Source organism: Pseudoxanthomonas indica (assembly GCF_900167565.1).
Lineage (GTDB): Bacteria > Pseudomonadota > Gammaproteobacteria > Xanthomonadales > Xanthomonadaceae > Pseudoxanthomonas_A > Pseudoxanthomonas_A indica.
On sequence record NZ_FUZV01000002.1, the window covers coordinates 1,628,154 to 1,642,831 of the forward strand.

9 protein-coding genes are annotated in these 14,678 nt (G+C 60.9%); 5 read left to right on the forward strand and 4 right to left on the reverse strand.

The genetic code is table 11. The features are described from left to right. The first annotated feature begins 53 nt into the window (after positions 1-53). Positions 54-1,064, forward strand: a complete 1,011-nt coding sequence (locus B5X78_RS18215; RefSeq protein ID WP_079726125.1) for a LacI family DNA-binding transcriptional regulator — start codon at positions 54-56, stop codon at positions 1,062-1,064. A 21-nt stretch (positions 1,065-1,085) separates the two neighbouring features. Here the strand turns inward: B5X78_RS18215 and hutC are convergent, their stop codons facing one another. The 4 genes from hutC to hutI all read right to left on the reverse strand — a co-directional run bounded on the left by hutC (position 1,086) and on the right by hutI (position 6,674). Beyond that, complete coding sequence (gene hutC, locus B5X78_RS18220) at positions 1,086-1,871, reverse strand: histidine utilization transcriptional repressor HutC (RefSeq protein WP_079726126.1); 786 nt, start codon at positions 1,869-1,871, stop codon at positions 1,086-1,088. A 291-nt stretch (positions 1,872-2,162) separates the two neighbouring features. Continuing rightward, a complete protein-coding gene (gene hutU / locus B5X78_RS18225) occupies positions 2,163-3,845 on the reverse strand; it encodes a urocanate hydratase (RefSeq protein ID WP_079726127.1) in 1,683 nt (560 codons plus the stop codon). A gap of 52 nt (positions 3,846-3,897) precedes the next feature. Beyond that, positions 3,898-5,439, reverse strand: coding sequence for a histidine ammonia-lyase (gene hutH / locus B5X78_RS18230; protein ID WP_079726128.1), 1,542 nt, complete (start codon positions 5,437-5,439; stop codon positions 3,898-3,900). Next, positions 5,436-6,674, reverse strand: a complete 1,239-nt coding sequence (gene hutI / locus B5X78_RS18235; protein ID WP_079726129.1) for an imidazolonepropionase — start codon at positions 6,672-6,674, stop codon at positions 5,436-5,438. The genes hutH and hutI overlap by 4 nt, the downstream gene beginning before the upstream one ends. Positions 6,675-6,969: 295 nt before the next feature. Between hutI and B5X78_RS18240 the strand changes: the two genes are divergently transcribed. From B5X78_RS18240 to B5X78_RS18255, 4 genes are all read left to right on the forward strand, one after another. Further along, a complete protein-coding gene (locus tag B5X78_RS18240; RefSeq protein ID WP_176140909.1) occupies positions 6,970-9,012 on the forward strand; it encodes a TonB-dependent receptor plug domain-containing protein in 2,043 nt (680 codons plus the stop codon). 90 nt (positions 9,013-9,102) lie between these two features. Beyond that, positions 9,103-11,982 carry a sulfite reductase subunit alpha gene (locus tag B5X78_RS18245; protein ID WP_079726131.1) on the forward strand — a complete coding sequence of 960 codons (2,880 nt, stop codon included), beginning with the start codon at positions 9,103-9,105 and terminating at the stop codon, positions 11,980-11,982. A 15-nt stretch (positions 11,983-11,997) separates the two neighbouring features. Further along, positions 11,998-12,483, forward strand: coding sequence for a hypothetical protein (locus B5X78_RS18250; protein WP_079726132.1), 486 nt, complete (start codon positions 11,998-12,000; stop codon positions 12,481-12,483). A 94-nt stretch (positions 12,484-12,577) separates the two neighbouring features. Then, positions 12,578-14,512, forward strand: a complete 1,935-nt coding sequence (locus B5X78_RS18255; protein WP_139381628.1) for a S9 family peptidase — start codon at positions 12,578-12,580, stop codon at positions 14,510-14,512. The last annotated feature ends 166 nt before the right edge of the window (positions 14,513-14,678 follow it).

The following is a 14,678-nucleotide window of genomic DNA, read 5'->3' on the forward strand; positions in this document are numbered from 1 at the left end:
CCACGGTTGGACACACATGTTGTGCGTCGCACCAGAGCAGGCGAGACTGAGTCATGGCCACGATCTACGACATCGCCAAACGCGCCGGCGTCTCGGCAGGCACCGTCTCGCGTGCGCTCTCGCGGCCGGAGAAAGTCCTTCCCGCCACGCGCCAGCGCATCGAACAGGCAGCCGCCACCCTGGGCTACGTGCCCAACGTGGCCGCCCGAACGCTCAAGACCCAGCGCAGCGGCAAAATCCTGGTGACGGTTCCCGACATCGCCAATCCATTCTTCGCACAAATCCTGCAGGGCGCCGAAGAAGCCGCGCAGGCCGCCGACTATGCCGTGCTGCTGGGAGACACCCAGCACATGGTGGAGCGCGAAGAACGCTACGCGCAGATGTTGCCGCGCAACGAGGCCGATGGGTTGATCGTGCTCGGGCATCGGCTGCCGCCCACCGCGCGGGAAATCGTCCGCCAACTCGGCGCAAGCGCACCGGTGGTCAATGGCTGCGAGTTCGACCCGGCACTTGGGATTCCGAGCGTGCACATCGACAACGCCGCCGCCGCGCGGACGGCGATGGAACATCTCTACGGATTGGGGCACGAGCGGATTGCCGTCATCGGTGGTCCGCCGGAAAACCCGCTGCATCAGCAACGGCTGGAAGGGGTCAAGGCTGCGGCCAAGGGGCGAGGGCGCTTGCGCCAGTTGGCTGTTGTTCCTGGCGACTTCTCGGTGGAATCCGGCTACGCGGCAGCCAGGCAGTTGCTGGGGCAGACGCCCGCGCCGACGGCGGCTTTCTGTTTCAGCGATCAGATGGCCTTGGGTGTGTTGGCGGCGTGCCGGGAGTCGGGCATCCGTGTGCCGAAAGATTTTTCGATTGTGGGCTTTGATGACCTGGCGTCATCGAGGTATCTCAGTCCGCCGCTGACGACGGTGAGTCAGCCGATGCGGGAGATTGGGGTGCGTGCGGTGAACCTGTTGCTGGCTATCCTCGGATCGGTTGAGGTGGCGCATCAGCAGACGCTGGATTTCGAGCTGATGGTGCGGGGGTCGACGGCTGGGCCTTCACAGGGCGCCTAGGAAGAGGGCCTCTGCGCACCCTCATTTCGAAGCGGGGCGTGCCTTCTTGGCGGGCTTCGGCCGGGTTGCGCCGGGTTTGCTCGATTCGGGTCCGAACCTGGCATACAGCTCGTAGCTGTCGCCTGCAAAGACCTGCTTGACGTAGGTGATTGCCTGGCTTCCCAGCCATGTCCTTCGTTCCAGGACCAGACAAGCCGTATTGGGCTCAATCTTCAGATGTTGCGCGAGCTTTTCGCTTGCATTGACTGCCGTGATCCTGTGCTCGGCCCGGCTCCATGGAATGTTGACCAGCAGCCAGCTGCCAGGGGGCTTGCCGTCGAATTCATTGGTCATGGCATCCGGCACTGCCTGCAAGGAAATCAATCTCTCCTCGAAGGCGAACGGGTTGCCGTCAGCCTCGTGCAGGCTCTGCATCGCCACCAGTTCTCCTTTATGAGCCAACTCCAGCTCGTACGGGACCGAACTCTTGGCGGCACGCTTGCGCCGGACCAGACGACGATATCCGTAGCTGTGACCGCGCTGAGCCACTTCCACGGGAATATCGGGAATCTCCATGGCGACCGATTCGATGTGAGGGTGCAGGCGAGCCACGAACGTACCCGCCTTGCGCTTCCTCTCCACCATGCCTTTTTCCGCCAACAGGCTCAGGACCTTGTTGACCGTCATCCGCGAACATCCATACTTCGCCATCAGCTCGTGCTCGGAACCAATGCGAAAGCCGGGCGGCCATTTTCCACTGACGATCTTTTCTTCGATGTCCTGGCGGATTCGATTCTTGAAAGTGTCGGTGGAGCGGGTCCTGACCACAAAACCTCCTGTGCGCTGGCGCCGGGACTGGCCCCATTCTTGCCTTGTGCCGAATGCAGCGCACAGCACAGCGAAGCACCGGGAACCGGTCGCGCCATGTATGCCGAACTGTGGCGAGAGGCTAGCAGTTTCCTCCGAAACTGGCGATGCAGCCTGCTGGCGCTCCCACCCGGCAGACTGCCCGCTAATGCGTGACGTACGTCACAGTAAGTTCGGGTTGATGCCCAAGCCCCCATTACCGGCGTTCCATCCTCCTTTTTTGAGGAATGCGAGTACGTGACCCCACACTGGCTAGACCAGGATCCCGGGAAGGTCGAGTCCCTGATCCTTGGCGCATTGCCTCGCGATCCCGTACCCGGCATCCGCATGCCGCATCACACCGGTGCCGGGATCGTTCCACAGCACCCGGGCAATGCGCTTGTCCGCTTCCCTGGTACCGTCGCAGACGATCACCACGCCACTGTGTTGGCTGAAGCCCATGCCAACACCGCCGCCGTGATGCAGTGAGACCCAGGTGGCGCCACCGGCGACGTTCAACATGGCATTGAGAAGCGGCCAATCGGAGACCGCATCCGAACCGTCCAACATTGCTTCCGTCTCGCGATTGGGCGAGGCGACACTGCCGCTGTCCAGATGATCCCGTCCGATGACGATGGGTGCCTTGAGCTCGCCATTGCGCACCATCTCATTGAAGGCCAGGCCCAGCTTGTGCCGCAGCCCCAAGCCGACCCAACAAATACGCGCCGGCAGACCCTGGAAGTCGATGCGCTCGCGCGCCATGTCCAGCCAGCGATGCAGATGCTCGTCATCAGGGATCAGTTCCTTCACTTTGGCATCGGTCTTGTAGATGTCTTCCGGATCACCGCTGAGGGCGACCCAACGGAACGGGCCGATGCCGCGGCAGAACAGTGGCCGAACATAAGCCGGCACGAAGCCGGGAATGTCGAAAGCGTTCTTCAGCCCCTGGTCGAAGGCGACCTGGCGTATGTTGTTGCCGTAGTCGAATGTGGGAACCCCCATCTGGCGGAACGCCAGCATCGCCTCGACGTGCACGCGCATCGAGTGTTTCGCGGCAACCTGCAGGCGCTCCGGGTCCGCCTTCTGGGCATACAGCCATTGCTCCACGGTCCAGCCTGCGGGCAGGTAGCCATGCACCGGATCGTGCGCGCTGGTCTGGTCGGTGACGGCGTCCGGTCGAACGCCACGCCTAACCAGTTCCGGAAGGATCTCCGCCGCGTTGCCCAACAACGCCACGGATATCGCATGGCCCTGGGCCGTGTGCTTGGCGATGCGCGCAAGCGCATCGTCCAGATCAGTGGCCTGCTCATCGACATACCGTGTCTTCAAGCGGAAATCGATGCTGCTCTGCCTGCATTCGATATTCAGCGAACACGCGCCCGCCAGCGAAGCGGCCAAGGGCTGCGCGCCGCCCATTCCCCCCAGGCCTGCGGTCAGGATCCACTTTCCGGCGAGGTTGCCGCCATGGTGCTGGCGCCCCATCTCGACAAAGGTTTCGTATGTACCCTGGACGATGCCCTGGCTGCCGATGTAGATCCATGAGCCGGCCGTCATCTGGCCGTACATCATCAATCCCTTTCTGTCGAGCTCGTTGAAGTGTTCCCACGTGGCCCAGTGCGGCACCAGATTGGAATTGGCAATCAGCACGCGCGGCGCGTCGGCGTGTGTCGGAAACACGCCCACCGGCTTGCCCGATTGAATCAACAAGGTCTCCTCATCGCCGAGGCGCTTGAGCGTCTCGACTATCTTGTCGAAGCTGGCCCAGTCGCGTGCGGCGCGTCCGATGCCACCGTATACGACCAGGTCCTCCGGACGCTCGGCCACATCGGGGTGCAGATTGTTCATCAACATCCGGAGTGGTGCTTCTGTCTGCCAGCTCCTTGCATTCAGGCGTGTGCCGACGGGACTGCGGATGCTGCGAAACTGCGATAGATCAGTGCTCTGTAGACGGTTCATTTGGGGCCTTTTGAAAGTTCACGCATGACGATCTGGATGGGTAGTGACGGACTCACGCATCTGTCGTCATTGCACCCGGAAGCGGGAAGTCGATACTGCGGATAAGCTCTCCCGACCGGATCAGCGATGCAGCGGCCTCCAGATCGGGATGGAAGAATCTGTCCTCCAGCAGGGCGGGTACCGCGCGACGTACGGTCGAGCGAACAGACTCCAAGGCGGCGCTGCTGTGCAGGGGAGCGTGGAAGTCGCAGCCCTGCACGCTCGCGAGCAACTCGATGGCCAACACATGTTCCAGGTTCTGCGCCATGAGCAGGAGCCTCCTGGCGCCATGCGCCGCCATCGAGACATGATCTTCCTGGTTGGCCGACGTCGGGATCGAATCAACCGACGCGGGATACGCCATCTGCTTGTTCTCGGAAACCAGTGCCGCCGCGGTGACCTGGGGAATCATGAAGCCGGAGTGCAGACCGGGATTCCGGGTCAGGAAAGCGGGCAACCTCGACAGCGCAGGATCGACCAACATCGCGATTCGCCGTTCGCTGATCGAGCCGATCTCGCATGCTGCCATCGCCAACATGTCCGCCGCGAACGCGACCGGCTCGGCATGGAAATTTCCACCTGAGATGGCTTCCAGCGGTTCATCGAACACCAGAGGATTGTCGGACACGCCATTGGCTTCGATCTGCAACGTGCGAGCCGCGGCCTGTAGCACATCCAACACGGCGCCCATGACTTGCGGTTGGCACCTCAGGCAGTAGGGATCCTGGACCCGCTGGTCGTTGTCGAGATGGGAAGCTCGGATCGCCGAACCCTGCATCAACCTGAGCAGCACCTCGGCCACGGCGATCTGGCCGGGTTGACCGCGGAGCGCATGGATGCGTGCATCAAACGGAGCATCCGAGCCCTTCGCTGCCTCAGTCGACAGGGCGCCCGTAAGGAGGGCGGTGCGGAAGGCGTTCTCGATCCGGAACAGGCCCGCCAACGCATTGGCCGTGGAGAACTGGGTGCCATTCAGGAGAGCGAGGCCTTCCTTCGCGCCCAGCGTGATCGGCTCCAGACCCGCGTGCCTCAAGGCGTCCCGGGCGGGCATGCGGGTGCCGTCGAACCATGCTTCACCGACGCCGATCATGGTGGCCGCCATGTGCGACAGCGGGGCCAGGTCGCCACTTGCGCCAACGGATCCTTGAGACGGCACCAGTGGAATGACGCCTCGCTCCAGCATCGCCTCAAGCAGCCTGATCGTTCCCGTCTGGATGCCGGAAGCACCGCGCGCCAGACTTGCCACTTTCAGCGCCATCATCAACCTGGTCACCGACGTCGACATCGGTTCTCCGACGCCTGCTGCATGCGACAGGACGATGTTCTGCTGCAGTTGGGCAAGGTCTTCGTCGCCAATGCGGACGCTGGCCAGCTTGCCGAAGCCCGTGTTGATGCCGTAGACCGGCCTTCCCTGTCGAATGATGGCCTGCACTGAAGAGGCGTTGCGAGCCACCCGCTCCAGGCATTCTGGAGAGAGCCTGAGCCCGGCCCCCTCGGAAATCATGCGCCACTCGGAAAGACTGACCGTACCAGGATTGAGCACCAGCGTTTTCATTCATTCTCCAGATGTGAGCCACGCACGACGCGTGCATGGAGTGGGTTCATACCCATCCGATAGACAAGCTCACCAGGTGAGGAGATGTCCCAGATGGAAAGGTCGCAATCGAGTCCCGTGCGCAGGCGACCCGTGCGTTCCTGCAGGCCGAGCGCGCGCGCCGCTTCGCGTGTGAAGCCGGCAATGCATTCCGCGACCGTCAGGCGAAACAGGGTGGCTCCCATGTTCATGGCGAGCAGGGGGCTGGTCAGTGGAGACGTACCGGGATTGCAATCCGTGGCCAAGGCAATGGGTACGCCGTGCGCGCGCAGCGCTTCCACGGGGGGAAGAACCGTCTCGCGGGTGAAATAGAACGCGCCGGGCAGCAGCACCGCCACCGTTCCGGACGCCGCCATTGCCTTGATGCCCGCCTCATCGAGGTGCTCGAGATGATCGGCAGAAAGCGCGCCGAAGCGTGCTGCCATTTCGGCACCGCCTTGATGGCTCAACTGCTCGGCGTGGACTTTGACGGGAAGATTGTGCTGCCGGGCTGCTTCGAAGACCTGCGATACCTGCCGCGACGAGAACCCGATCGCATCGCAGTAGGCGTCCACTGCATCCGCCAGCCTGCTGCCGGCGACTTCCGGAATCCTGCGCGCACATACGTCGTCGATATGCGCTTGCTTGTCCTGGTTCGAAGGAACCGCATGCGCCGCCAGGAAGGTCGTCACGACACGCACTGAGCGAATGCGCCCCATCTGGCGCGCCGCACGAAGCTGACGAAGTTCGGCATCCAGACTCGTCCCATAGCCGGACTTGATCTCGACCGTGGTGATTCCTTCCGCGAGAAGTGCATCCAGGCGGGGCAGGGAAGCTGCCAGGAGTTGTGCTTCGCTGACCGAGCTTGTCGCTTGCATCGTCGACGCAATTCCGCCACCAGCACGGGCGATTTCCTCGTATGAAACACCCTCGAGGCGCATCTCGAACTCGTCTTCCCTGCTGCCTGCGTAGACCAGGTGCGTATGGCAGTCGATCAAGCCCGGAGCAATCCAACGCCCGCCGCAGTTCACGGATTCGCCCGCGCAGAGGTGCATCGGCATGGCTGCGGATGCGCCGACGTGGGAGATCTTTCCGTTGGTGCAGGCAATGAAACCATCGCGTATCACACCAAGGCCACCACCTGCCTCGTCCAGGGTAAGCAGGTTGGCGTTGAACCAAAGCGTATCGCAACGTTCGGGCAGGTCGGTGATCTTCATATGTATAGACAATATGGTTGATCGAACTAATTGTCCAGCGGCCCGCACGCATGTTTCGCGCAGACTTCGCAAGTCTGGCGTTGCCAGCACCAATTTCGTTCGCGGCCGCAGACCCTCTGGCCTGTGCAGAGTGCCTTTACCTATTGACAACTCATATGTATAGACATAAAAGGTGGTTCAGGGAGCGGCATCCAACACCGGAAATATTGTATACACATGAAACTAATGGGCCACTTGCGGCCCAACGGCAGACTGTTCTGAACAATCACGGGAGCATGAGATGGGGGGTAACGCCATGAGCTGGAGCGTGAAAGGGCATTTCCGAGCGAACAAGCTGTTCATAGCAATGAGCTTGCTGCTTTCGGCTCCATATGTATCCGCGCAGACCGCAAGTGTTGCAGAGGGAGTGGAAGGTAAGCAGGCCACCCGGCAAGCAGTGGACCTGGATGGTGTGACTGTCTCGGCGCAGAGACTGGAGGAAAGCACACCCATCGAGCTGGCGAAGTACGGCAACCGACTGCAAGTCATCGAAGGCGAGGAGATTGCACGCCGCAGCTTCGTGGACCTTGCGCAGACGCTTCAACAAATGGCGCCCGCGCTGTTCCTGATGCCGAAGTCGGGGGCATTCGACTACGTCTATCCGTCTCTGGAGGGTTCGCGATCCGGCGAGATCCTTTGGCTTGTTGATGGCGTCAGAATCAACAACCGCCTGTACTCGACCACGACGCCACTCGACACCATTCCTGCCTCCATGATCGAGCGGGTGGAGATTCTTGAAGGCGGTCAGGGCCTGTTCTACGGAACGCAAGCCGTTGCCGGCGTGGTGAACGTGATCACGAAAGCCACGTTGTCGACCGGTACGGACGGCCAACTCTCGATTGGCGCCGACAGCAACGAAGGTCGCCATCTCTCGGGAAATGTGCGGACGGCCATTGGTCCGCACCAGTTTGTGGCCTACGCGTCGAGTGACCAGGCCGACGGCTACCAGGCATTTCACAAGGACGACTACCAGCCGAGCGGCACTGATCGCGAGCGTGGATACGACGTGACCACGGCTGGCCTGAAATATGCGATCAACTCGGAACGCGTGCGGGTCAGCGCCGGCTACCAGAAGACCGACGCAACCCTGGACTACGCGGCACCCAACCTGGAGCGGGTGTACTACAACAAGAGAACGGAAGACCTGGCGAACGTGAAGCTGGATTGGGAATCCAGTGAATCCTTCGGCTTCTATGTAAAGGGCTACTACCACTCCTGGCATTCCTACATCAACCGGCTTCGCAACGTCATTGGAAGCCCGGGAGCGGTGGTGGTCTACCGGGACAACGTATTCTGGGGATACGAAGACTATGGCTTGAATGCAATGGCCAAGCTGGCGCCTGGCAATGGCTTTGAGTACTACCTGGGCTACGACTACCAGAATTACTCGGGCAAGGACGAGTCGCTCCTGATTGCCGAACAGGAGGAGGAAGTCCATGCCCTCTTCGGCCAGGTGAGGATGACGCCGGACGTCGTGGAAGGCTTGGCGCTGAGCGCCGGCGTTCGCCACAACGCACCGAAGCACGGTGAAAATGCCACCATCTGGAACGTCAGCGGTCAGTATGACGTCAACGAAAACCTCTTCTTCCGCGCTACCGGCGGTACGGCCTATCGACTCCCGGATGCCGAAGAACTGTTCGGTATCGACCCATGCTGTACACAAGGCAATCCCGGATTGCAGGCGGAGGAGAGCCGCAACCTCAATGCATCGGTTGGGGGCTACTTCGACATCGGGCAACGCTCCGCGTCCTGGGAGCTGGTCGGATTCGCACGCAAGGTCGACAACCTGATTGCCGGCGTGGTGGACCCGGTCACCGAGGTGGAAACGTACCAGAACACTTCGGATTCCACGAAGGTCAATGGATTTCTCGCGACAACCACCTTGCCGATTGCCGAGAGTCTGACGGTGACCGCCAGCTATACGAAGACAGACGCCAAAGCGAATGGTCGACAGATTGACCGCATTCCCGAATCGTCGGCCAAGTTGATGCTGGATTTCGCTCCACCCGAGAGCAACTTTGGTGGGTCACTCATCGCCACCTACGCAGGTGAGACCACCCAGACAACCTCACTGGGCGCCAAGACGTATGGCCAGTACTGGTTGCTGGATCTCTCCGGATACCTCCTGTTCGGCGATGACGGAAAGCATCGTCTCTCCGGTCGCGTCGAGAACCTGACGGACAAGCTCTACATCACGAACGTGCTTAGGACCGTCCCGGACTCTGGGGGGGCGCCGTACCTGGCGAGGAACATCGGTTCGCCACGGACGTTCTATCTCACCTACAGCTATGCGTTCTGACCACCATGCCTGCCGGGGCCGGCCGCGATATCAGCGTTCGGCCCTGGCAGGGAATCGCCATCAGCTTGGGCGAGTAGAGGGCACGGGAAGATGATCAATCTGCGGATTTTCGACACATGCATCGCGAGCCCTGTTCCCTCCGTTTCGGAGGTGGCCGGGGAGGGCGCTCGTTCGAACGGCAAGTCTCGCAGCTTCGGAGAAGCGTTTGAACGAGCGATCCTGCTGATTCACCGATGGATTGGCATATTCGCCTGCGTACTTTTCGTCACCTGGTTCATCTCCGGTGTCATCCTGGCTTACGTACGTTGGCCAGCGATGGATCGAACCGAACGTGTCAATGTGCTCAAGCCCATTGAATGGTCGAGCGTGGGCGCCAGCCCGACGGCGGCGCTGCAAGCCCTGCAGCTGCAAGACTTTCCGAAAGACTTCCGCCTGGAGATGTCCGGTGGAAAGCCGGTCTATCGGGCGATTGGTTGGGACAAGCGTGAACGTGTCGCGACCGAGGCACAGACGGGAACTGCCGCGATCGAGCAGCCGCCCGTTTCGGGCGAAGCGGGGCTCGCCATCGTGCGGGAGCAGCTCAGTGCACCGGCCGCCACCCTCGAGACGGCCGATCTCGAGCGCGATCAATGGACCGTGACCGGCTACTTCAACAAGCATCGGCCATTCCATCTCGTGTCATTGAACGACGAGGCGGGATCAAAGTACTACGTATCCGTGGCGACAGGCGAGATTGTCCTGGACACGAAGCGGAAGGAACGATTCTGGAACTGGCTGGGCGCGATTCCACACTGGATCTACTTTCCGATCATCCGCAAGCATGAAGGCAAGTGGACCTGGATGATCTATGGCCTATCCGCGGCCGGCATCTTTGTTGCCATCAGCGGAGTCTGGATAGGCATAAAGCGGGTTCGACTTTCGCGGCGTTACTCCAATGGCAAGCGAGTTCCCTTTTCCGGGTGGCTACGGTGGCATCACATCCTGGGCCTGATTGGCGGCTTCTTCCTTTGCATGTGGGTCATCAGCGGCCTGTTGACCATGTACCCGGGTGGGTTTCTGGAAGGCCGTAGCCTGACCAAGACGGATTTCGAGCGTTTCAGGGGCGTGAGTGCACCCAGATTCCCCCGCGTGGACTTCAACGCGCTGGGCAGCGTCGCCGGAGACGCCAGGCGCATCACGTTCAACTACATGGCGGGTGTTCCCATCCTGGTGCTCGAGTATCCAGGCGCCTCATCACGTGTGTTGGACGCACGCTCCCTGAAGCCCATCACCTACCAATCCCCTCTCTATCGCCAGGCAACGGAAGCCCTGGTTCCCGAAGCAAAACTCCTGTCGATGAGCTGGATCCAGGATGGAGACGAGTACTGGCACACGGGGTTTGCCAGCAAGAAGTTGCCGGTCGTGCGCGCCATCTTCGATGACCAGGTCTGGTTCCACATTGATCCCGAGGCGGGCGCAGTCATCGATGTCATGGACCGCACCGCGCGCGTGGACCGCTGGACCGCAGTGGGTATTCACGACCTCGATTGGTATTGGCTGCTGAAGAAGCGGCCGCTCTGGGATTTCGTCCTGCTTGTCACCATCATTCCGGGCCTGGCCATCAGCGTCACTGCGCTGGTCATCGGATTCAAGCGGCTGAGAAAATCGGTGGAGCCGGACTTGGCATTCGAGCCGGAGAGTTTCGAGGATAGCGGCGCCGAGGAGAGCGGTGCGAACCTCGTCCACACATCAACCGCGCGCAAGGCGATGGTGGTCTTCTCTTCCCAGACAGGAACTGCAGAAGAGCTTGCCGAACAGTTGCGTACGGGATTGGTACACGCCCGGATGGAGGTACAGAAGCGCGATCTGGCGGAATTGTCTCCAGATGACATCGCCCAATGCGAACTCGCGCTCTTTGTCATTTCCACCACCGGCGAAGGTGAGCCGCCCGACAAGGCGATGGCATTTGTCAGAAGGCACATGAAGCAGCCAGCAAATCTCGTCGCTACCGCCTACGCAGTGATTGCTCTGGGTGACTCGGAGTATCCGAAGTACTGCCAGTTCGGTCGCCAGGTCGATGCATGGCTGATGCAGTCCAAGGCTCGACGCTTGTTCCGCACTGCGCTGGTGGACAAGGGCGAAGACGCTGCCATCAAGACATGGGTGCAGAACCTGGAAGCCAGCCTGGAGCGGACGATTCATGTCGAAAGGAATGAACTCTTCTCACGCTGGAATCTGATTGACAGGACTTGCATCAACGAGGGAAGTGCAGGGGAACCCATTCTCCGGATAAACCTGGCATCACCGGAGGCAGGTCACCACTGGCTGCCGGGTGACATCGCGCGCCTTCAAGCTGGTATCACCTGGGATGAATACGCGCTTGGCCAACGAAGCATCGTGCGCGACTACTCCATCGCCTCGGTCGAGACTGAAGGCTGCATCTCCCTGCTGGTGCGGCTTGCAAGAAAGCCCGACGGTTCGATTGGAACAGGCTCCGGTTGGCTTGCGAATGCACCGATCGGAACTTCAATGGTCCTGCGCATCCGCTCCAACCCGGGCTTCCACCCGGCACCAGGCGGAAGCCCCGCCATATTCATCGGCAACGGTACCGGCTACGCCGGACTCCGTGCACACCTGATGGAACGGGTCGCCCATGGCAGTGGCAGGAATTGGCTGGTGTTCGGCGAGCGCAATCGAACGACTGACTTCGTCTGCTCCGAGGACATCAAGGCGTTCAGTGACGCCGGCCGGCTGGAGGCGTGCGACCTGGTGTTCTCACGTGATCAGCCAGTGAGGCGTTATGTCCAGGATGCACTTCGCGAACGGAGCGACAACATTCGCCACTGGGTTGAACAGGGGGCCTATATCTTCGTCTGCGGTAGCCAGCAAGGGATGGCCCCGGGTGTGCATTCGGCCCTGCAGCGTGCGCTGGGAGAAGAGTTCCTGCAGGAACTTGCGGAAACAGGTCGATACCGACGTGATGTCTACTAAGGAGCGGAAACAGCAATGATGAACGCGAAGAGTGGTGTGATGTGTTTCCTGGTCATGATGGCGACAGTCTGGAGTGCCCAGGCTGCCTCCCAGGAACAGAAGAAGCCCGAGATCAGGACCTCCAAACTTGCCAATCTCCTGATCGAAAGGCCGTATGCCGAGTCGTACGCAACGGAAGAGCAGACGTTCGAGCTGGCGCCAGCCAATACGCCAGGTTGGCGTCTCGAGTACATGGTGACCATGAAGGCGGGCGATGCCTTGCTGTACTCGCTCACCGCAACCGAACCTGTCGTGACCGAGTTCCATGGCGAGTTCAATGATGCGCTCGTCTTCTATCGCGAGGAGCCGGACACACGCCAGGCCCATGGACAGCTGATTGCGCCCGCTGATGGAAAGCAAGGCTGGTACATCGCCAACACGACCAGCAAGCCAGTCACCGTGAAGCTCCGTTTGAGCGGACGCTACGACAAGATTCCCGGACTGACGCGCATCGGCAAGTAGCCGAGCGGCGTGGCTCGTCCCGACGAGCCACCCCAATTCCTGCCAACCAAATCCTGTGAACGGGAACGGCTTCGGCCTTCCCGAAGGGGAAGTCATGTTTAAGAACATCTCGGCCGCAGGCCTGATGCTGGGCTTGCTTGTCCCGGGCATTCTGCTTGCACGTACGACGGTTGATGATTCGTCGATTGAAATGAAGCTCGCGAGCCAGGTGCGGACGAGTGAGATCGGTTACGCGCGGAACGGCGAGTGGGCTGCTTTCAGCACCCGCGAGCCGGGTGACAAGCTGCCTCTCAAAAGCCGAATCTGGGTCTACAGGAAGGGAACCCATCAGGCCGTGCCCCTGAGCAATCTCGAGAGCGATCAGTCTGTACCGCGCATCTCGCCAGAGGGAACCCGCATTGCCTACATCGATAGAACCGACGCCAAGAAGGAACGCGTTGGTATCGCACAGCTCGGCGAGCCAGGCAAGGTGGTGGCGTTCGAAACAAAGGGGGCCATCGATATCGCGTGGCTCGGCGATGGGTCAGGCATCGCCATCCTGGCCGAAGAGGACGAAGACCCCGGCCTCGAGAAGGGCATGGTCGTCGGCAGTCAGTACTACAAACGCAAGCAGATTCGAGTTCTCGACGCGCGCACGGGCGCAGTAAGGACGCTGACCGCGTCAGCGTGGAATGTGGGCATGTTTGCTCCCATTCCTGGGAGCAGGGATGTCGTCATTACTGCGGAAGATGAGCTGAAGCCTGAGCAGGTTGTTCGACGTCTGTTCGTTGTCGAAGGAAACACGGGCGCCATGCGCGAATTCGGGGCGATTGAAGGCGTCGAGTACGACAAGCTGAGAGTCTCGCCAGACGGACGCCGTCTTGCGTTCATTGGCTCCGTCGACGGACCCACGGGCTTCGACCTGTTCGTGCAGGACATTGCCGGCGAGGGCAAGGCGGTCAATCTGACGGGACCCAGCGGTTCGTCGATTGATCGGATGGTGTCCGACTATGACTGGGTCGCCAACGACTCGCTCGTGGTCTCGGTGCAGGAAGGATTCGGCGACCGGGTGTATCGGGTGGGCATGGAGCGGTCGAAGCAGATCCTGAAGAGCTTCGACGATGCGACCCTCCTTGCCTTGGGTATCGACGGCGAGGCGTCGCTTGTCTACGCAAAGGGAAGCGATACGGCGCCACCGGAAGTCTGGATCAGCGACGAGGCTGGTGACCGGCAGATTTCGCGACTCAACAACGCCATCCCCGGATTGGTGGAAGGCGAAGTCGTTGCCTACAAGAGCTGGGATGGCCGCAGCATCCAGGCAAAGCTGTTCAAGCCCAGCAAGGGCGTGGCGCCCTATCCCACGGTGATGCTGATCCATGGCGGGCCAGCAGGACGCTGGAGCAACAAAATCATCGAATGGGCACAGGTACTGGTCGCCGACGGCTTCGCAGTGATGGCGCCCAACATTCGCGGCTCGTCAGGACACTCGCAGGCGTTCATGACCAGCAATCGCGCTGATTGGGGAGGCGGAGACTTCAAGGACGTCATGTCGGGCGTGGATTGGCTGGTGGAGAACAACCTCTCCGACCCCGATCACCTCGGCATCGCGGGCTGGTCGTACGGCGGTTACATGGCGGCGTGGGCGGTCACACAGACCGATCGCTTCAAGGCCTCGGTGGCGGGCGCCGGAATGATCGAATTGAACCTGCAGTGGGGTGCGGGCCTGCCCGAAGTGGTGCCTTACGACAGCTGGTTCCTCGGCACGCCATGGTCCCAACCTGAAAATTTCTCGCGCATGTCTCCACTGACGCATGTGAAGTCGGTGAAGACGCCGACGATGCTCATTGCCGGTGAGGCGGACCGCGTCGATCCCGCGCTTCAGAACTGGCCGTTCCATCGCGCGCTTCGAATGAACGGCATCGACACGGAGCTTTTGATCTACCCCCGGCAAGGTCATTCATTGCTGGAACGGAAGCATGCAGCGGATGCGGCAAGAAGGACAGCCGACTGGATGAAGAAATACGTCTCCAAGCCGACGGCCACCAACTGAGACGCGGCCACCTTGTCAATTCATTGGTCAACGCAACGATGAGCAGTACGGATACAGATCAGGACCTGCTGAAGCAGGCCGCCCTCGAGTATCACCGTCTCTCCCCACCGGGCAAGATAAAGGTCACTCCGACCAAGCCCATGCTGACCCAGCGCGACCTGGCGCT